The 19274-nt window shown below is 45.2% G+C and carries 16 protein-coding genes and 5 tRNA genes; 15 read left to right on the top strand and 6 right to left on the bottom strand.

The window, feature by feature from the left end; translation table 11 throughout:
- Positions 1–104: 104 nt before the first annotated feature.
- The 5 genes from H5073_RS13170 to H5073_RS13190 all read left to right on the top strand — a co-directional run bounded on the left by H5073_RS13170 (position 105) and on the right by H5073_RS13190 (position 632).
- Positions 105–180 (top strand) — tRNA-Val (locus H5073_RS13170).
- 31 nt (positions 181–211) lie between these two features.
- A tRNA-Val gene (locus tag H5073_RS13175) sits at positions 212–287 on the top strand.
- 41 nt (positions 288–328) lie between these two features.
- A tRNA-Val gene (locus H5073_RS13180) sits at positions 329–404 on the top strand.
- Positions 405–440: 36 nt separating this feature from the next.
- Positions 441–516: transfer RNA gene (locus tag H5073_RS13185), tRNA-Val, on the top strand.
- A gap of 40 nt (positions 517–556) precedes the next feature.
- Positions 557–632 (top strand) — tRNA-Val (locus H5073_RS13190).
- 247 nt (positions 633–879) lie between these two features.
- Here H5073_RS13190 and H5073_RS13195 read toward each other — a convergent pair.
- Positions 880–2709, bottom strand: coding sequence for an ABC transporter ATP-binding protein (locus tag H5073_RS13195; protein WP_182680032.1), 1830 nt, complete (start codon positions 2707–2709; stop codon positions 880–882).
- Positions 2710–2910: 201 nt separating this feature from the next.
- Between H5073_RS13195 and H5073_RS13200 the strand changes: the two genes are divergently transcribed.
- The 6 genes from H5073_RS13200 (at position 2911) to sstT (ending at position 9711) form a co-directional block, all read left to right on the top strand.
- On the top strand, positions 2911–4548 hold the full coding sequence (locus tag H5073_RS13200) for an AlkA N-terminal domain-containing protein (protein WP_182680033.1): 1638 nt from the start codon (positions 2911–2913) through the stop codon (positions 4546–4548).
- Positions 4545–5111, top strand: a complete 567-nt coding sequence (locus tag H5073_RS13205) for a methylated-DNA--[protein]-cysteine S-methyltransferase (protein ID WP_182680034.1) — start codon at positions 4545–4547, stop codon at positions 5109–5111. Before H5073_RS13200 ends, H5073_RS13205 begins: the two co-directional genes overlap by 4 nt.
- Positions 5112–5281: 170 nt before the next feature.
- On the top strand, positions 5282–6562 hold the full coding sequence (locus H5073_RS13210) for a DEAD/DEAH box helicase (RefSeq protein WP_182680035.1): 1281 nt from the start codon (positions 5282–5284) through the stop codon (positions 6560–6562).
- A gap of 94 nt (positions 6563–6656) precedes the next feature.
- Positions 6657–7127: a dual specificity protein phosphatase family protein gene (locus H5073_RS13215; RefSeq protein WP_182680036.1), complete on the top strand. Its 471-nt coding sequence runs from the start codon at positions 6657–6659 to the stop codon at positions 7125–7127.
- A gap of 278 nt (positions 7128–7405) precedes the next feature.
- Positions 7406–8302: a chemotaxis protein CheV gene (locus H5073_RS13220; RefSeq protein ID WP_182680037.1), complete on the top strand. Its 897-nt coding sequence runs from the start codon at positions 7406–7408 to the stop codon at positions 8300–8302.
- A gap of 185 nt (positions 8303–8487) precedes the next feature.
- On the top strand, positions 8488–9711 hold the full coding sequence (gene sstT, locus H5073_RS13225) for a serine/threonine transporter SstT (RefSeq protein WP_182680038.1): 1224 nt from the start codon (positions 8488–8490) through the stop codon (positions 9709–9711).
- Positions 9712–9826: 115 nt separating this feature from the next.
- On the opposite strand, the gene H5073_RS13230 is transcribed toward sstT, so the two are convergent.
- Both H5073_RS13230 and H5073_RS13235 read right to left on the bottom strand, forming a co-directional pair.
- Entirely contained in the window at positions 9827–10480 is a 654-nt protein-coding gene (locus H5073_RS13230) for an RluA family pseudouridine synthase (RefSeq protein WP_182680066.1), read from the bottom strand.
- A gap of 223 nt (positions 10481–10703) precedes the next feature.
- Positions 10704–11294 carry a protein disulfide oxidoreductase gene (locus H5073_RS13235; RefSeq protein ID WP_259394900.1) on the bottom strand — a complete coding sequence of 197 codons (591 nt, stop codon included), beginning with the start codon at positions 11292–11294 and terminating at the stop codon, positions 10704–10706.
- 141 nt (positions 11295–11435) lie between these two features.
- Between H5073_RS13235 and zapE the strand changes: the two genes are divergently transcribed.
- Complete coding sequence (gene zapE / locus H5073_RS13240) at positions 11436–12650, top strand: cell division protein ZapE (RefSeq protein WP_182680040.1); 1215 nt, start codon at positions 11436–11438, stop codon at positions 12648–12650.
- A gap of 50 nt (positions 12651–12700) precedes the next feature.
- Here zapE and H5073_RS13245 read toward each other — a convergent pair whose 3' ends face one another.
- A complete protein-coding gene (locus H5073_RS13245) occupies positions 12701–13048 on the bottom strand; it encodes a GFA family protein (protein WP_220488063.1) in 348 nt (115 codons plus the stop codon).
- Between the two features lie 253 nt (positions 13049–13301).
- Here H5073_RS13245 and megL point away from each other — a divergent pair, with 253 nt between their 5' ends.
- On the top strand, positions 13302–14474 hold the full coding sequence (gene megL, locus H5073_RS13250) for a methionine gamma-lyase (RefSeq protein WP_182680041.1): 1173 nt from the start codon (positions 13302–13304) through the stop codon (positions 14472–14474).
- Positions 14475–14553: 79 nt separating this feature from the next.
- Here the strand turns inward: megL and cysK are convergent, their stop codons facing one another.
- Positions 14554–15519, bottom strand: a complete 966-nt coding sequence (cysK, locus tag H5073_RS13255; RefSeq protein WP_182680042.1) for a cysteine synthase A — start codon at positions 15517–15519, stop codon at positions 14554–14556.
- Between the two features lie 398 nt (positions 15520–15917).
- On the opposite strand from cysK, the gene H5073_RS13260 reads away from it, so the two are divergent.
- Together H5073_RS13260 and H5073_RS13265 are read left to right on the top strand one after the other, a co-directional pair.
- Positions 15918–17039: a beta-ketoacyl-ACP synthase III gene (locus H5073_RS13260; RefSeq protein WP_182680043.1), complete on the top strand. Its 1122-nt coding sequence runs from the start codon at positions 15918–15920 to the stop codon at positions 17037–17039.
- A 38-nt stretch (positions 17040–17077) separates the two neighbouring features.
- The gene (locus tag H5073_RS13265) at positions 17078–18301 is read left to right on the top strand and encodes a response regulator (RefSeq protein ID WP_182680044.1); all 1224 of its coding nucleotides are present in this window, start codon (positions 17078–17080) and stop codon (positions 18299–18301) included.
- A gap of 124 nt (positions 18302–18425) precedes the next feature.
- Here the strand turns inward: H5073_RS13265 and cysZ are convergent, their stop codons facing one another.
- Positions 18426–19199, bottom strand: coding sequence for a sulfate transporter CysZ (gene cysZ / locus H5073_RS13270; protein ID WP_182680045.1), 774 nt, complete (start codon positions 19197–19199; stop codon positions 18426–18428).
- Positions 19200–19274 lie beyond the last annotated feature (75 nt).

Below are 19274 nucleotides of genomic sequence, written 5' to 3' on the forward strand. Positions count from 1 at the left end.
GCTGGGAGAGCACCTCCCTTACAAGGAGGGGGTCACTGGTTCGAGCCCAGTAGCGACCACCATAGCTTCATTGATGAAGTTATTTTTATGTTGATTACATCCCAGGTCGCTTAGCTCAGCTGGGAGAGCACCTCCCTTACAAGGAGGGGGTCACTGGTTCGAGCCCAGTAGCGACCACCATGTAATCCAGTAAGTATTGTGTAGAGTCCCAGGTCGCTTAGCTCAGCTGGGAGAGCACCTCCCTTACAAGGAGGGGGTCACTGGTTCGAGCCCAGTAGCGACCACCATTTTCTCATAGAATAGGTGGACTCGAAGGTAAAATATCCCAGGTCGCTTAGCTCAGCTGGGAGAGCACCTCCCTTACAAGGAGGGGGTCACTGGTTCGAGCCCAGTAGCGACCACCATATTTTACTAAGATTTTAAAATAGATTGATATCCCAGGTCGCTTAGCTCAGCTGGGAGAGCACCTCCCTTACAAGGAGGGGGTCACTGGTTCGAGCCCAGTAGCGACCACCATATCTCTGTATTCTGTTAGATTATTCTGCGTTATATCCCAGGTCGCTTAGCTCAGCTGGGAGAGCACCTCCCTTACAAGGAGGGGGTCACTGGTTCGAGCCCAGTAGCGACCACCATTTCTTTGCTTCAAACAATCCCAATCGTTTTTATTCCAGTTAATGTCTTCTTTTTATTATTCTCTGTGAATTATCCCTGTTAAAAACGTCATCATATCTATTCGTTTGAACACTATTTCTCATTGCTATTTTTTCAAACTTTATTGTTATTATTTTAAATAAAGTGGCAATAAAAAAGCCACTCAATGAGTGGCTTAGCTTTGGTGTTTTAGTTTAATGATCCAGTGCCTCTTACCTAAGTAAATAGTTAGTCAACACCGATAAAACCGCCAGTTTGATGAGCCCATAATTGCGCGTATATGCCTTTAGCGTCGATCAACTCTTGATGTGTGCCTTGTTCAACAATCTTACCTTGATCTAACACTATGAGCCTGTCCATTGCCGCTATGGTCGATAATCTGTGGGCGATGGCAATAACGGTTTTGCCTTCCATTAACTCGTAGAGCGACCCTTGGATTGCCGCTTCGACTTCAGAGTCCAGCGCAGAGGTGGCTTCATCAAGTAATAGAATCGGCGCATTTTTAAGTAACACACGGGCGATGGCGATACGCTGTCTTTGGCCACCAGAAAGCTTAACCCCGCGTTCACCCACTTGTGCATCTAAGCCAACATTGCCGTGGGGATCCGTTAAGTGTTCAATGAACTCATGCGCCTGAGCCTGAGTGATGGCGGCCATCAAGCGCGCTTCACTGGCATTGGGGTCGCCATAGAGCACATTCTCTCGAATGGATCTGTGCAGTAATGAGGTATCCTGAGTCACCATGCCGATGTTGGCCCGCAGCGAGTCTTGGGTAATGTCTGTAATGGGCTGTCCATCTATGCATATTTGCCCTTGCTCAACATCATGAAAACGCATCAACAGATTCACTAAGGTGGATTTACCCGCGCCAGAGCGGCCAACAAGCCCCACTTTTTCGCCAGCCTTGATATTAAGATTTAATTCATCAATAACGCCGCTTTGCTCGCCGTAATGAAAACTCACTCGGTTGAAATCTATTTTTCCTTGGCTGACCACTATGTCTTTCGCGTCTGGCTTATCTTCAATAGCGATAGGCTTAGATAAGGTATTCATGCCGTCTGTTACAGTGCCAATATTTTCGAATAATGAACTGATTTCCCACATGATCCACTGGGACATGCCATTCAAGCGCAAGGCCAAACTCACGGCAATGGCGATAGCGCCGACACTAATGGCATTGTCAGCCCACAGCCAGATGGACACAGCTGCGATAACAAAGGCCAGCACATAGTTGATGATTTGCACTGAGACGTTGATCACAGTCACTAAGCGCATCTGTCCATAAACGGTTTTTAGGAAAATCATCATGCTGTCACGGGCATAATCCGCTTCTTGCTTAGTATGGGAGAAGAGTTTTACCGTCGAGATATTGGTATAGCTGTCGACGATGCGTCCTGTCATGGTTGAGCGTGCATCGGCTTGCTCAGTGGAAATAGCCTTTAACTTAGGCACTAATTTCCACTGAATCGCCACATAAGCGGTGAGCCAGACAAGCATAGGTAGCATTAAGCGCAGATCGGCGCTGGCTATCATCACTAACATGGAGGTGAAATACACCAGCACATAGACCAGGACATCGAGTAATTTCATTACGGTTTCACGCACCGCAAGTGAGGTTTGCATCACTTTCGTGGCGATACGGCCGGCAAAATCATCTTGATAAAACGAAATGCTCTGTTTAAGCAGATACCTGTGAGTCTGCCAGCGAATAGCCATGGGATAATTGCCCAGCAAAGATTGGTAGGCAATCGAGGCGTGTAGCCACACCAGCAGTGGGATCACCAGCAAGACGATGACAGACATGGCGATCAAGGTAGTCTTCTCATCTTGCCACAAGGTTTGCGGATCTTTAGTGACAAGCCAATCCACCAGCTGACCCATAAAGCCGAATAAAGACACTTCGAGCATGGCTAAAATAGCGGTTAATACCGACATGGTGATCAGCAAGGCGCCAAAACCTTGAGTGTAATGGCGACAGAACGCATACACGCCAGAAGGGGGCTGGCTTGGTTCTTCTGGGGGCAAAGGTTGGGTTAATGATTCAAAAAATTTAAACATCGAATACTCAGCGCATCATTCAATAAAAACAGATAGCTAGGATAACCCAAAATGGATGGCTGTTAATGGGTAAATTTCATTTCCACTTGCCTAAACGAGTTATTTACCTTATCTGAACATTGAGTTCCGATTTCCGCTAGTGAGCAGCTGTTTATTTCAGTACAGTAGGGCATAGATATGAAATACAGTGGATAGAAGCCAATGGCAACTCGCAATGAAGTTCAAGGGCCACATGAAAATAACTGCGTGATAAGTCCAAGTGTATGCCTGCAAGCTAGACTCAGCCGCGATGCAAGGTTTGACGGTCAGTTTTTTACTGGAGTATTTTCGACGGGTATTTATTGCCGCTCTATTTGCCCAGCGCCGCCCCCACTGGAGAAAAACGTGCGCTATTTTGATTCTGCCATTCAGGCTGCCAATGCCGGGCTGAGGCCTTGCCTGCGTTGTCGCCCCGACAGTGCGCCGCATTCACATGCTTGGCTTGGTACTCAAACCAGCTTAAAACGTGCCATTAGTCTGATAGAACAAGGCTATTTACGTGGTGATAACTCAGGCTCTGTGGAGTCGTTAGCGCTTAAGTTGGGGATTTCGAGCCGTTACTTAGCCAAGCTCTTTAACCAAGGTCTGGGAACATCGCCCAAGCGCTTTGCCTTGTATCAACAGTTGATGTTTGCCAAGCAATTGTTACATCAAACTCAGCTACCCATAACACAAGTTGCAATGGCCGCAGGCTTTAATAGCTTGCGACGCTTTAATGAAGTGTTTCAGCAAGAGTTACAACTGACGCCAACGGCGCTACGCAAAGTGTCAGCCAAGGCCCAAACAAATACTCGAAACAATAAGGATGCAGAGGGGGCAATAACCCAAGAGATTTGCCTGTCGCTGGCATTTCGTCCGCCGCTCAATTGGCACAAAATGTGGGCGTTTTACCAATGTCGTCAAGTGATCAGCATGGAAATTTTAGATGAAGACCAAAGCTATAGCCGCAGCTTTTGCTTCGATGGGGTAAAAGGCGTGTTCAAGGTGCGTCTCAATGAAACTAAGTTGCAGTTCGACACCCAAATTTATTTACTGCACAGCCAAGATGTGAAGCAATTACACCCAGTGGTATTGAGGATAAGGCGTCTGCTCGATTTAGATACTGATATGGCATTGATAGCGCAGACCTTTAGTCCGCTTGTTGCCATGGGAGCAAAGCTTGATGCTGGGTTACGCATTCCTGCGACCGCGAGCGTGTTTGAGGCCGCGTGCCGCGCCATATTGGGTCAACAGGTTAGCGTGCAACAAGCCACTAAATTACTCAATACGCTGGTTGAACATTATGGCGAAACCTTTGATCTTAATGGTCAAGTTTGGCGCTTATTTCCAACGCCAGAAGCTGTGGCTAAAGCGAGCCTTAAAGAATTAAAAATGCCAGGTGCCCGCAAGCTTGCCCTCAATGCCCTTGGCGCTTATGTGCAAGAGCACCCACATTCCACCCCAGATGATTGGCTTGAGGTTAAAGGCATTGGCCCTTGGACTGTGGCCTACGCTAAGATGCGCGGCTTAAGTGAACCCAATGTGTTTTTAAGTTCAGACTTAGTGATTAAGCATAGAGTTTACGGGCTATACGCTAAGGCAGGGGAAATCATTGAAACCCCAAAAGCGTATTTAGCCTTGGCGGCTGACATAGCCAATAAGGTGTCACCTTGGGGCAGTTATCTCACCTTCGGCTTATGGGATGATGAAGCGCTAATGACGAGTAAGAAAGAGTCGAGCAAGAATGTGGTTAGCAAAAAAGTTATTAACAATAAACAACCTAGCCAGAAAGCGTCAAACAAGAAGGAAGCGCTCAAATGAAGCCAAAAAACCAGATTGATAGCAAGATGCCAGCGCCTGTGATTGAGTTCCTTGTGAGTAGCCCTGTGGGGCTGTTATCCCTAAAGGCCAGCGGGCTAGGTTTGACCCATTTGCAAGTAAGCTGTTTGGAGGCGGTAAGTCAAATCCTTGAAGTAAAATCGACCACAGTGTTAGATAGAGATTTAAATCCCCCGATTGATAAAGCATTGGTTGATCAAGGCAGGGCACACCTTGATCTCACCTTAGCTCAACTTACAGAGTATTTTGCCGGAAAGCGCCAACACTTTGAGCTCCCCTTAGCACCTAAAGGCACTGAGTTTCAGCGGCAAGTGTGGCAGGCACTAAGTGAGCTTAACTTTGGCCAAGTGTGCAGTTACTCTGATATTGCCAATCACATTGAACGTCCCAAAGCCGTACGTGCTGTAGGGGCGGCAAATGGCGCCAATCCCATAGCCATTATCGTGCCTTGTCATCGCGTCATAGGTAAAAGCGGCAAGCTTACTGGCTATGCCTACGGCCTAGACATGAAACAATATTTACTTGATTTAGAAGGTATTGTTTAACCTTGTCTTGTAGCGTCAGCATGTTAGATGACTTAACTTCTGTGCCATTAATGGGTTGAGAGTTAAACATTAATATGACTTGCCTAGGGAATGCGGTTAATTAATCTGACTCTCAGATTAAAGTGCGTTAAAATGCGCCCCTGAATTCATTTCTTGAGCGCCTTAAATCAATGACCCCAGCTTTCGCCGCCACATTTGCCGAATTTGGCTTACACAGTGCCTTATTGTCACGTCTTGTCGAATTAGACTATCAAGTGCCAACCCCTATTCAAGCCCAGACCATAGGCAATGTGTTAGCGGGTAAAGACTTGTTAGCTGGGGCGAATACTGGCTCAGGTAAAACCGCGGCGTTTGCTTTGCCCCTATTGCATGCTTTGCTTTCAAAGCCGCTAAAACCTCTTAAGGGTAACGGCGTTCGTGCGTTGGTGTTAGTGCCAACCAGAGAACTTGCTAAGCAAGTGGCGGACAGCTTTAAGTCTTATGCGGTGCACACTAATGGCGCCATTAAAGTTGTCGCAGCGTTTGGCGGTGTTTCTGTCAATACTCAGATGTTAGCCTTACGTGGCGGCGCCGATATTGTGGTGGCAACGCCTGGCCGTTTGCTCGATTTACTCTCTTCTAATGCACTCAAACTTGCCGATGTCAGCACCTTAGTGCTCGATGAAGCGGACAGAATGCTAAGCCTTGGTTTTACTGACGAAATCGGTCAGATCTTGGCGCTGCTGCCCAAAAAGAAGCAAACCTTGTTATTCTCGGCAACTTTTCCTGAAGAAGTGCGCCAGTTAACCCATGCGCTGTTGAATAATCCAATTGAAATCCAATTGCAAAACCCAGAGTCAAGCACGCTAGTGCAGCGTGTGATGACGGTAAACCGCGACAAGAAAACCGCCTTATTAGCTCATTTACTCAATGAACATCAATGGCGACAGGTACTGATTTTTGTTGGCGCTAAAAACAGCTGTAATCATCTGGCGCAAAAATTGGCTAAGCGCGGCATCACCGCTGAAGTGTTCCATGGTGATAAAGCCCAAGGTGCGCGCAGTCGTGTACTTGAAGGCTTTAAAGCCGGCGACATTCAAGTGTTGATCGCAACCGATATCGCAGCCCGTGGCTTAGACATTGAAAAACTGCCGGTAGTCATCAACTTTGATTTACCCAGAAGCCCCGCAGATTATATGCACAGAATTGGCCGCAGCGGCCGTGCGGGGGAAGTGGGCTTAGCATTAAGTTTATTGTCACATGATGAATATCATCATTTTTCAGTAATAGAAAAAAAGAACAAAATTCGGTTGGAGCGTGAGCAAGTGGCGGGTTTTGAAGCCGATGAGCAAATGCCAGAAGCGCTACTCGAGCAGGATAAGCCTATGGCTAAGCCTGAAGGCACGGGAAAGAAAAAGCGCAAAGCTTTGCCGCAAGCCAATGTGAGCATTTGGGCTAAAAAAGCTGACTAGTTTAGCCTGTTCAAGGTTAGTGTTTAGCCCACTGTGTTGTGATGTTAGGCGGCTAATATTACGATAAAAGTTCAACGCCAGAGTAGTAGATGAAATGAATGACATTTTTTGGTTAGTCGATGGAAAAATTGCAGGACGCAGTGGCCCAAATAAAACCCCGTGGGATCTTGCTGACATTAAAGCTGCCGGCATTAAAGCGATAGTGTCGTTGAATGATGCTGCAGAGTGTAATACCAATGCCATGGCTGCGGTGGGAATTGTTCACCGGGTATTTACCTTGCCAGATAGCATCCCGCCCACAGATGCAGATTTAGCCACTTGCACTGAAATATTGCCAAAGGCCTTAGCTTTTATTGACCAATGTGAAGCGGATCACTTGCCTGTGCTTATTCACTGCCGCTCAGGCAAAGACAGGACTGGGCTAATGATGGCCTATTATTTGATGCAGCATGGCGCGGCGCCGCTACATGCTGTTAGTCAGGTGCGTAATGTGCGCGATATTGCTTTTAGTGCCGAAGGCTGGGATCAATTTGTGTTTGATGTGCTCTACGCTTTACAAGATTAACCATAGACTCGAATTCAGATAATCATAAGCCATGAATGACTAAGCCAAATGGTTTAAACGAAATAATTTAAGTTTTGAGCGCCTAAGTCGCTTTGTTGTTTCTGGGTTGTAGGTCGTTTACTCTAGATTGTTGATAGTCCATTGGTTATTGATTTTAATGCCAATGCTGACTTTAATGTTAAGTGTGATTAACCTCAGGTTTTTGGCTCAAGTAGTACGAGTAAAATTACACGAGAGTGTGATTGTTTTTATATTGTTTAACACAAAGGATCAAGGGTATGAAAAGTAAGGCGGGTCAATCTCAAGGATTATTACTTTTTCGTTTGAATTACACTCAGCTTTTTGCTTTAGGTACCTTAAAAATTCGTGAGTTAGTGCCTTATGTGCCACTGGCTAAAATCCCCAAATCTCACCCTCATGTTCTCGGCGCCGCAACTGTTCGCGGTAGTACCATTCCCGTCATCGATATGGCAGCAGCCATAGGCTTTCGGCCAATTGCTGAAGAAGATAAAGCCAATAGCTATATTATTATTACTGATTGTCAGCGAATGTTGATAGGCTTTATGGTGCGCGAAATTGATAAAATCATGGAATGTAACTGGCGTGATATCGAAGCTCCTTCTGGCAATTTAGGCGCGAATGCTTTTTTAACTGGCGTCACGCGTTATGAAAATCAATTAGTGCAATTGATGGACGTTGAATTACTGCTTTCAAAAATATTTCCTGAAGATCCTAATACAAAACGGGCAGCATTGACCGATATACAGCGAGAGAAGCTAAAGCCGCTGAAAATCTTACTGGTTGATGACTCAAAAGTGGCCCGCAAACAATTATCAGATGCGCTCGACTCACTTAATATTAGCTATCAGGTGACGGCTAACGGACAGGAGGCTCTTGATATAATGCAGCAAGCGGCGGCGAATAATAAACCCATTGATTTATTAGTGAGTGATATCGAAATGCCAGGGCTTGATGGTTATGAACTTGCCTTTGCCGTGCGAGATAACCCTCTGCTCGAGCGTGCCTACATTATTTTACACACTTCGCTTTCAAGTGAGATAAGCGTGAGTCAGGCTAAGCAAGTGGGCGCTAATGAAGCATTAACTAAATTTGATGCTCATGAATTAGTCAATGCCATGCTTAGAGGCGCAAATCAAGTGACTGAACCCGCGTAACTCACATCAGACCTCTTTCTAAAAGCGCTGCTATCAATGGGTTGTGATTGATATGCAGGCTTATTTCGGTTAGCTTACTTTGTTCGTATGCTGTTATGGCAGTCGTTAATAAGTTGCTGGGCAACGCTTAGGGGAGTACCAATGGAATTGGTATTGCCCATCACAACAATAATAAAGGTTTTTACATGAGTTCAAATCCATCTATTTTTCAGCGCGTTATCCACGCAAGCTTAGTACTTCAAATTATTGCTGGTATTGTGTTAGCTATGGTGCTGGCGAGCGTGTCCACGTCTGCTGCGATGCAAGTGAGTTTTTTGGGGGACTTTTTCGTTGGTGCACTTAAGGCGATTGCTCCTGTGTTGGTATTTGTTTTGGTCGCATCATCCATTGCTAACCAGAAAAAGAACAGCCACACCAATATGCGACCTATCATAGCGCTGTATTTAATCGGCACCTTTGCCGCAGCACTCACTGCCGTGCTATTAAGTTTCGCTTTTCCCACAAGCTTAGTGTTAGTGACTGGCGTTGAGGGTTCAAACCCACCCCAAGGCATAGCCGAGGTATTAAGTACCTTATTATTTAAATTGGTGGATAATCCCGTCAATGCATTAATGACCGGTAATTATATTGGCATTTTGGCATGGGGTATTGGTTTAGGTGTTGCGCTGCATCACGGCACTGATGCAACCAAAGCAGTGCTTAATGATATCAGCCATGGGGTGTCACAAATTGTGCGCTTTGTTATTCGCTTAGCCCCTCTTGGTATTTTTGGTTTAGTGGCAGGCACTGTTGCCGCAACAGGTTTTGATGCTTTAGCCGGTTACGGGCAATTATTGATGGTGTTAGTGGGCGCTATGCTTATTATTGCTTTAGTGGTTAATCCGCTAATTGTTTACATTAAAATCAAACGCAACCCTTATCCTTTAGTGTTTAAATGCCTTCGTGGTAGCGGCGTAACAGCATTCTTTACTCGCTCAAGCGCGGCTAATATTCCAGTGAATATGGCCTTATGCGAAGAGCTTAAGCTCCATGAAGATACTTACTCAGTGTCCATCCCATTAGGCGCGACCATTAACATGGGCGGCGCTGCTATCACTATTACTGTGCTGACTTTAGCCGCGGCTCACACTTTAGGTGTGCAAGTGGACTTCATCACGGCGCTATTGCTTAGTGTTATGGCCTCGGTTGCGGCATGTGGTGCATCCGGCGTTGCTGGTGGCTCATTACTGCTTATTCCATTGGCGTGTAGCTTGTTTGGTATTTCAAATGACATCGCCATGCAAGTGGTGGCAGTGGGCTTTATTATTGGGGTAGTGCAAGATTCTGCAGAAACCGCCCTTAATAGCTCAACCGATGTATTGTTCACTGCTGCAGCCTGTGAAGCGGCAGAAGCGAAAGCAAATAGTTAAACCAAACTCTAACACGTATGTGAATGCCAAAAGGCAGCCACAAAAAAGCCCATGATGTTTTCATCATGGGCTTTTGCTTTTTAAGCCGATAAATTTAGGTTAACTAGATCAATGACTAGAACGGATGCTGACTAAAAAACTGCATTTCGACTTGCTTGAAAGGGTGTAGCACAGTGAGCGACTGAGCGTGCAGGTTTAGCCTGTGGCTGGCAGCAATGACGGCACTATCACCGTAAAACTCATCTCCAAGAATGGTGTGCCCTAGGGCCTGCATGTGCACCCTAAGTTGATGAGTACGGCCTGTGTGTGGCTTTAATTCGACCAAGCTTGATGATGCTCTGTGCTCAAGTAAATTGAAGTAAGTGAGTGCTGGCTTACCTGAATCACTTACTTGCTGAAATGGTGGCTGTTGCAGATTTGGCCCAAGGGGAAAATTAACTTTCCCTTCATCTTGGCTGAAATAGCCTGTCACTTCTGCGATGTAAACTTTTTTGGCTTGGCGGTTTTGAAACTGAGTTTTGAGATTGGATTCCGCTTTTTTATTGCGGGCAAAAATCATAATGCCCGAAGTATCGCAGTCGAGACGGTGAATTAAAATGGTTTCAGGATACAACCGCTGCAAGCGGGTGATGGCAGTATCATGCGTATCCGGAGAGCGGCCTGGGTTTGACAATAATCCCGAGGGTTTGTTGATGACTATGATGTCTCTATCAAGGTAGCGTATGTCTAGCCAAGGAATACTCGGCGGCTGATAATTAAAGACTTGCATCACGGGGCTATCGCTCATTGTGCTCTCTATCATGGTTACTGGGTGAAGCTATCAGTAGATATCTTCAGGGCGCTAATGATAACAAAGTTTTACTAGCCTGGAAAAGCTGTGGTTTGCGCCGCCAAAGTCTGCCTTGTATATAAGTGCAGGCCAATATAAAAGCCTAGCTTTGTATCTTCAGCCAGGTATAAAAATCTAGCCCTAGGTATATGGGTAACTTTGCTTAAAGGTTAGCCCACCAGAGCCTGAATCTTAAGCCCCATTCAGAACTCGCCCCAGAGGTGACGAAGACGATATTATTTTCACTGTCTAAGATATAAAACGCAGGCACAGCCTGCACACCCCAACTCTGGCTGATGGCGCCATTATCATCATTAATCACATCAAAGTTGTAGGCTTGGTGAGTCATAAATTCATTGATCTGCACATCGGTACCAGATGCCAAGGCAATGGCTATTGTGGGATGCTCGCTAGTGATGGCGTGCACGGCAGGGGAGGTAAAGCGGCACACTGGGCACCAAGTACCAAAAAAGTACACTAGCTTGGCCTTAGGCTCATTTACATGGCCTGACAATGCCATACTGCCCTGAGTGGTGATTAGATCAAGTGCTGGGGCTGTATCTTTAAGCATGTGACGTTGCTGATAGCTTGAAATTGCAAAACCTATGATCATCAGTAGGCTTAAGTCTCGCAGTAAATGAAGCCAAAAACGGCGTTGTTTGAGCTTTATTAAGGAGGTTAAAATACTCACACGCCAAGCCGATGACTTGTCTTTTAAACTCAGCTCTGACTCAGTTGATGGTAATTTTGCCAAGTTGTGTGCTCTCATGTTGGGGCAAGGGTCTTTGACTTCGCCCTGTTTCAATGTCTCAGAGTAAAGTAAACTGCGGCTCGAATAAAGCCAACCAACAGGACTTAAGGCGCGTTGAACAACAATTAAGCGCCGCGATATACCATGATGCAATCACCGCTTACTCGCTATTTAGGTCTTTGTCGCAATGACATTGTTGACGATCCCGCTCAGCACCAAGCCCTTGAGGCATTAGAGACACTTTATCAGCTCTGGGTAAGCCAGCAGGCGAGTCAAACCAGCATTTCCGCTCACTCTAGGACGAACAGGGCTGAGCAGATAAATATCATTAAAGGAGTATACCTTTGGGGGGACGTGGGCCGAGGTAAAACCTTGCTGATGGATATATTTTATCAAGCCGTGAGTGAGGAGCAAGATGCCCCCGTGCTCAGGCTGCATTTTCATCGTTTCATGGCGCTGGTACATAAAAAGCTCAATCAGACCTCAGGCAAGGGAGATCCACTGCTCTATGTTGCCAAAGAACTTGCCGCAGAATATCGATTAATTTGTTTCGATGAGTTTTTTGTCGCAGACATTGGTGATGCCATCTTGCTTGGCCGGCTGTTTGACGCATTGTTTAACGCAGGCGTGGTGCTAGTGGCAACCTCTAATATTCCCATTATTGAACTGTATAAAAATGGCCTGCAGCGAGATAGATTCTTACCTGCGATAACGCTATTACAAGGTTTTAATCATGAAATTCATTTAAGCGGTCAAGTGGATCACCGCCTAGCGCCCTGCAGCAATTTGTCTGCAGTCAGTGACGACACCCAGCGACTGGAATATTTATCTTTACCTTCAAAACATAGCCCTCAGATCCAATTTACCCAGCTTTGCGCGCAATTATCAGTACAAGCAGAAAAGCGACAGCTTTCCTCAATGCTGGATAGCACAGTGCGCATTTGTCAGCGAGATATCCCCATAAAAGCCCAGTGTAATTCTATCGCCTGGTTTGAGTTTCAAGCCTTGTGCCAAGGGCCGCGCTCGGCATTAGATTACATTGAAATTGCCGAGCAGTTTAGCCACATTTTACTCAGTGAAGTGCCGCGTCTTGGCGGTGAATTACGCAGCTGGATAAGAGCGCGGGGCACTGAAGATGGCGCTCTTGCCACCCCAACAGGAGAGCGGCAACTAGCCTACGCCATTGAGGATGATCCCGCGCGGCGCTTTATCAGTTTGGTGGATGAATTGTACGACCAAAAAGTGACGTTAGTGCTGAATAGCCAATGGCCATTGGATGAGCTTTATCAAGACGGGGCGCTCAAGTTTGAGTTTCGCCGTACCTACAGCCGCTTAGTTGAAATGCAGCGCTGGCTGTAACACTTCAGTATTAATAAAGGTTTTGCTGTGCGTCATCGCTGATGTCATTGTCATCGCCTTTTCGGCAACAAAAATATGCAGCTTGATACTGGTGCCCGTTGGGGAGTCAAATGCGCCAGAGCAATGCCGATCCATTGATGCGGTTGCTTATCTATAGGGGCAAAAAATAGCGATGAGCCGCAATCACAGCAAAATCCACGGCGCACTTTGTCTGATGAATGAAGCCATTTTAGGTGCTGTTCACCGTTAATGAACAGTGCCTCCCGTGATACTTCAACATTGGCAAACTGATGCCCAGTCCATTTACGATATTGAGTGCAATGGCACACATCCGTTGCCGCGAGTTTTTCTTTAACAGTAAAATTTACCTTGCCACAAAGGCAGTTTCCTTTGTGCATTTCAATTCCTTCACCTGTTATTTTTAATCGAGTTAATTCAGTTTACTGAATATTAAAAATCGCCGTGCTGAAATCCTAGACTCTTTTTCTGACCTCATCTTTTGTAACATAGGTTTTACATCATGAGTTGGGTTATTTTTTGTCAGCCCATTGGCTAAATCGTCAGTCCCTGTATGTTATGCAAAGATGAATTTAATTCATACTGAGCATTACCACACTAACAACACATAATATTTGTGGTCAGGAGATTGAAATGCAAGATAAATGGAAGTCAGCAACGGTTGCGATTCATGGTGGTCATCAAAGAGAAGCGTTTGGGGCGCTAGTCACTCCTTTGTACCAAAGTGCCACCTTTGCCTTTGAAACCGCTGAGCAAGGTGGTGCTCGGTTTGCAGGGGATGAGCCGGGTTATATTTATACGCGTCTTGGCAATCCCACCACGGCTGAGCTTGAGCGTAAAATGGCCTTGCTTGAAGGCGCTGATGATGCAGCAGCTACGGCATCTGGGATGGCGGCAGTGTCTGCGGCTTTGTTGACTCATCTGGAGCAGGGCGACCACCTTATCGCTTCAAAAGCTGTGTACGGTTGCACCTTTGCATTACTCACTACCCAGCTTGTCCGTTACGGTATTAGTACCAGCTTGGTGGATTTTAGTGATATGCAAGCGGTTGAAGCTGCGATTAAGCCTAATACTCGGGTGCTATTTTGTGAGACCCCCGTTAACCCACATTTACAAGTGTTTGACCTTGAAGCCATGGCGACAGTAGCCAAAAAACACGGGCTTATCAGCATAGTGGATAACACCTTTATGACCCCTTTGCTGCAAAAGCCGTTGGCAATGGGCATAGACATGGTGATCCACAGTGCCACCAAGTATTTAAACGGCCATGGTGATGTTATTGCAGGCATAGTCTGCGGTAAAAAAGATCACATGCATAAGCTTAAATACGAAATTTTAAAAGACTTTGGCGGCGTCATGTCTCCCCATGATGCATGGCTTATTCTGCGCGGGCTTAAAACCTTAGATGTGCGTTTAGCAAGACATTGTGACAACGCTGAAGTACTCGCGAATTACTTGGTTGAACATGACGCCTTTTCTAAGGTGTTTTATCCAGGCTTAACGAGTCATCAGGGGCATGCTTTTATCGGCAAGCAAATGAAGCGTGCAGGCGGGGTGATCGCCTTTGAACTTAAGGGTGATAAACAAGCGGCGATTGATTTTGTTAACCGTCTTAAGCTATTTACCATAGCGGTAAGCTTAGGGGATGCTGAGTCACTCATTCAGCATCCGGCTTCCATGACTCACTCGCCGTATACTTTAGAGGCCAGGATGGATGCTGGGATCACAGATAATTTATTACGGATCTCAGTGGGCCTTGAAGACGTGACTGATTTGATCGCTGATATTGAGCAAGCGTTAGCCTAAACGCGGATTTTTTAGAACTAAAAACGCCAGCAAATGCTGGCGTTTTTATTGGGTTTACTCATGAGTCAAGGTGAGCTGATTACTGAACGTTCTCAGCATCGTCAAATTCACCTTGGAAAAGCACTGAGGATAAATAGCGTTCAGCGGCAGAAGGCAGAATGACCACGATGGTTTTACCTTCAAATTCTGGTAATTCAGCAATACGATTAGCTGCAACCACGGCGGCACCTGAAGAAATGCCGACTAAGATGCCTTCCTCTTTCATCAGGCGTCTTGCCATCTCGATAGCATCTTCATTGCTGACAGCTTCAACTCTATCAATGAGAGATAAATCTAAGTTACCTGGGATAAAACCTGCGCCAATACCTTGAATTTTATGAGGTCCTGGTTGCAGTGGCAATCCTGCTAATGCTTGGGCAATAACCGGTGAGTCAACAGGTTCAACCGCCACAGACGTAATGGCTTTACCTTGTGCTTTAAGGTAACGGCTCACCCCCGTTAAGGTGCCACCGGTGCCGACACCAGCAACAAACACATCTACTTCACCGTCGGTGTCATTCCAAATTTCTGGACCTGTGGTTTTTTCATGTATAGCTGGGTTTGAAGGATTTTCAAACTGTTGCAAAATAAGGTACTTTTCTGGTGCTGATTGACGAATTTCTTCGGCTTTATCGATAGCGCCTTTCATGCCTTTAGCGCCTTCAGTAAGCACTAAATTTGCGCCTAAGGCTTTTAGCAATTTACGACGTTCAAGGCTCATGGAATTAGGCATGGTTAAGGTCAGTTTATAACCACGGGCAGCGGCAACATAGGCCAAGGCTATCCCAGTATTACCCGACGTTGGCTCTATGAGTTCAATATCTTTATTGAGCAAGCCTTTCTTTTCTGCATCCCAAATCATGTTCGCGCCGATACGGCACTTAATGCTGAAACTTGGGTTGCGGGATTCAACTTTAGCCAATACTTTGCCATTGCTGACCTTGTTGAGTCTAACTAAAGGGGTATTACCCATAGTGTATGAATTATCTTCGAAAATCTTGCTCATGATACTTATGCTCCTTTGAGTTCATGCCTTGATCATAATCTGCTTTATCAGTTTGAGAAGTGATTCTTTGTTCTTCGTTATGCTTTTTAGTTATTAATGGAACTATTTATATGCACATAATATTCGCTTTAGGCGATGAAAGCGAACCTAGGACTTAAAGTATCGCGCTCATATACGGCTTTATTTAACGAAGTCATGTTGAACTTAACTTTATTTTTGGTCATTAGTTGGTCTGACCATAGCCAAAATAGAAATTAGTATTAAGGTTATTCAAGTAGATAGTACTAGAATAAGCAACAACAATTTACGGTCAATCTTCATATAACGCCCATGAGATTTTTGTTTTTAGAGTGTCCTATGGTTTGACCGCCTATTCAATTATGTTTGGTAAGAGAATGATGAAAAAGGTAGTAATTTCAGGAACGGGTTTATTTACCCCACCTTATAGCGTGTCTAACCAAGAGTTGGTGACTAGCTATAACGCCTATGTCGATCAATTCAATTTAGCTAATCAAGCTGGAATCGCTGATGAAACCGTGGCTCCATTAGCACATTCATCGAGTGAGTTTATTGAAAAAGCCTCAGGGATCCAGAGCCGCTATGTGATGGTCAAAGACGGTATTTTAGATCCGAACGTGATGATGCCCTTGATTGCAGATGCGCCGTCAGATGCCTTGTCCATGCAGGCATCTATGGGGATTGAAGCGGCTAAGGAGGCGTTAGCTCAAGCTAACCTTAACGCTGAAGATATAGATTTAGTCATAGTGGCTTGTGCCTATACCCAAAGAGCTTACCCTGCTATTTCAATCGAAATTCAGCAAGCTCTTGGCACTAAGGGCTTTGCCTATGACATGCTGGTGGCTTGTTCATCGGCGACGTTTGCCATAGTGAATGCCTTAAATGCCATTCGCGGCGGCACAGCAACAAGAGTGTTGGTGATCAATCCTGAGCTGACATCGCCACAAATTAATTTTAAAGACAGAGACAGCCACTTCATCTTTGGTGATGTTGCGACCGCCTTAGTGGTAGAAGATGCGCAGTTCTGCAAAACAGACGATGCGTTTAGCATTTTGTCCAGCCGCTGCGTCACGGATTACTCTAATAACATTCGCAGTAATTTTGGTTTTGTGAATCGCTGCGATCCGGCTAATGCTCACAATGGCGATAAACTATTCCACCAACAAGGCCGCAAGGTATTCAAAGAATTGTTGCCAATGATTTATCAGCATTTGGACGCACAATTTAATGATGAGCAAATAAAACCTGAAGAATTTAAGCGTTTATGGCTACATCAAGCTAACATCAATATGAATATGTTTGTGGTTAAGAAATTACTGGGCGATGAAGTTGACCCGATCAAAGCGCCCATAGTACTTAATGAATTTGCTAACACAGCTTCTGCTGGCTCCGTTATAGCGTTTCATAAATACAAACAAGACTTTACCAGTGGCGATTTAGGCTTGTTATGCTCATTTGGCGCTGGATACTCCATCGGCAGCATAGTGCTGGAGAAAATCTAGCCACTAAAAAAGCACTGACAACAAAAGAGGTGAGTGGATTGCGAGTTTTGATAGTTGAAGACAGTAACACTGTATCTAAAATTCTGAAGCATTTAATTGTTCAGGAAACGGGTTGCGAAGTCGATATTGCTGAAGACCTCACCTCTGCCATTGCCCTTTTGGAGCAATACAAATATTTTGTGGTGGTCGCAGATCTTATTTTACCCGATGCCCCTAATGGCGAAATCGTTAAATTAGTGCGCTCAGCTTACACAACCCCATGTATTGTGATGACAGGGAGCTTTAATGAAGAGCTTCGTGATGAATTGTTAACCATGGGGATTGTTGACTATATTCTCAAGGAAAATCGCTATAGTTATCAGTATGTTGCTAAGTTGGTTGCTAGGATTAATAGTAATAAAGACGTCAAGGTGTTAATTGCTCAGCATTCAGTTATCAGTCGAAAATTCGTTAAATTGCTCTTAGAGCAGCATCTATTTCAAGTCATAGAGGTCGAAGATGGCGAGCAAGCACTGACCGTACTGGCTGAACAAGAAGATATTCGCTTACTTATTACTGATTATGAAATGCCAAACCTGAATGGCGCCGATCTGGTGATTAAGCTAAGAGAAGAGTTTGAGCGAGAAGATCTCGCCATCATAGGTCTTGCTGATGATGCCAGCTTATCGGCGCGTTTTATCAAGAATGGCGCCAACGACTTTCTGCAAATGCCGTTTGTTCATGAAGAGTTTCATTGCCGAATTAACAACACCTTAGATGCGCTCGATATGATGCAAAGTCTATGGGAAAAGGCTAATCGAGATTACCTCACCCAAGTTTTTACTCGGCGATACTTTTTTAGTGAATACGAAAATGAGCACGAAGAAGAAGGCTGCTTTAGTTTGGCACTCCTTGATATCGATTTTTTCAAAAAGGTGAATGACACCCACGGGCATGATGTGGGAGACGAAGTCTTGGTGACCTTTGCTAATCGTTTAGTGGAAGCATTTGGCCAGCGCTTTACCGTAGCCCGTTTTGGTGGTGAGGAGTTTGTGGTGGCCTTTAAGGGTTTAGATGCAGACAAAACTCTCACCTTGATGGAAGCGTTTAGAGTGAAGAATGAGCACAAAAGTATCAGCACTTCAGCTGGAGATCTCTTGGTGACCTTTAGCTGCGGCATAGCAACCTTTGGTGATGAACAAATCGATCAGGTACTCAACCGTGCTGATGAAGCGCTTTATGCGGCGAAAGAGCAAGGGAGAAATCTCATTCTAGTTCATTAGTTAATCACTATATTTAGTGGTCCACTGATGATTACAGACTGAGTGCGAGTATAGGATTAATAAAAAACGCCAAGGGAAACCTTGGCGTTTTTTATTATGTGTTAGCTAACTGAGCTGAGGTTAGCTAGTCAGCGGCAATCACAGGGTGCTTATAAGCTTCTCTGTACCTGTCGACCCACATAGCTGTTGCGCCGCAAATCGCTACAGGCATCACGATAAAGTTGATGATAGGGATCATGGCAAATAAGGTGACGGCGGCGCCAAAGCTATAACTTGTGCCTCGGGTTTGCCTCAGGGCAAATTTCATGTCCTCAAATGGCACCTTATGATTATCAAACGGGAAATCACAATACTGCACTGCCATCATCCAGGCTGTGAATAAAAACCACAGTACAGGTGCTAAGGTTTGGCCGACGACAGGAACCCAAAACAGAATTAAAAACCCAATAGCTCGCGGTAAATAATATTTAAGCTTTTGCCATTCACGGCCAAAAATTCTTGGCAAATCTTTCACCAAATCTATGGCGCCGCCAGAGTTTAGCGCTTTGCCGGTAAGGTGTTGCTCCACTTTTTCAGCCAACAAGCCGTTAAAAGGAGCTGCAAGCCAGTTCATCACTGAGCTGAAGATAAAAGACATAATAACCAGTAAGCTCAGCACAGCCAAAGGCCAAAGGAAAAACTTAAGCCAAGTTAGGTATTCTGGTAGTTGGCCATTAACCCAGTCAAACAACAGCGCTAATTCACCAATGGCTAGATACATTACAGTGCCAAAGAGCAGGATATTAATCATAAGCGGGATAAATACGAAGCTTCGTAACCCCGGTTGTTTAATTAAACTAAAACCTGCCATAAAGTAGTCAAAGCCACTCTTATTCGTTTTTTTTACATCGCTGGGCATTAAGGCTCTCCTTAAAAGTCTTTTCAGGATTGTGCTTATCTCAAGGTCATAAAACAAGGCGATATCGCTATTTCA

The organism is Shewanella sp. SR44-3, from assembly GCF_014163735.1.
In the GTDB taxonomy this organism is placed as follows: domain Bacteria; phylum Pseudomonadota; class Gammaproteobacteria; order Enterobacterales; family Shewanellaceae; genus Shewanella.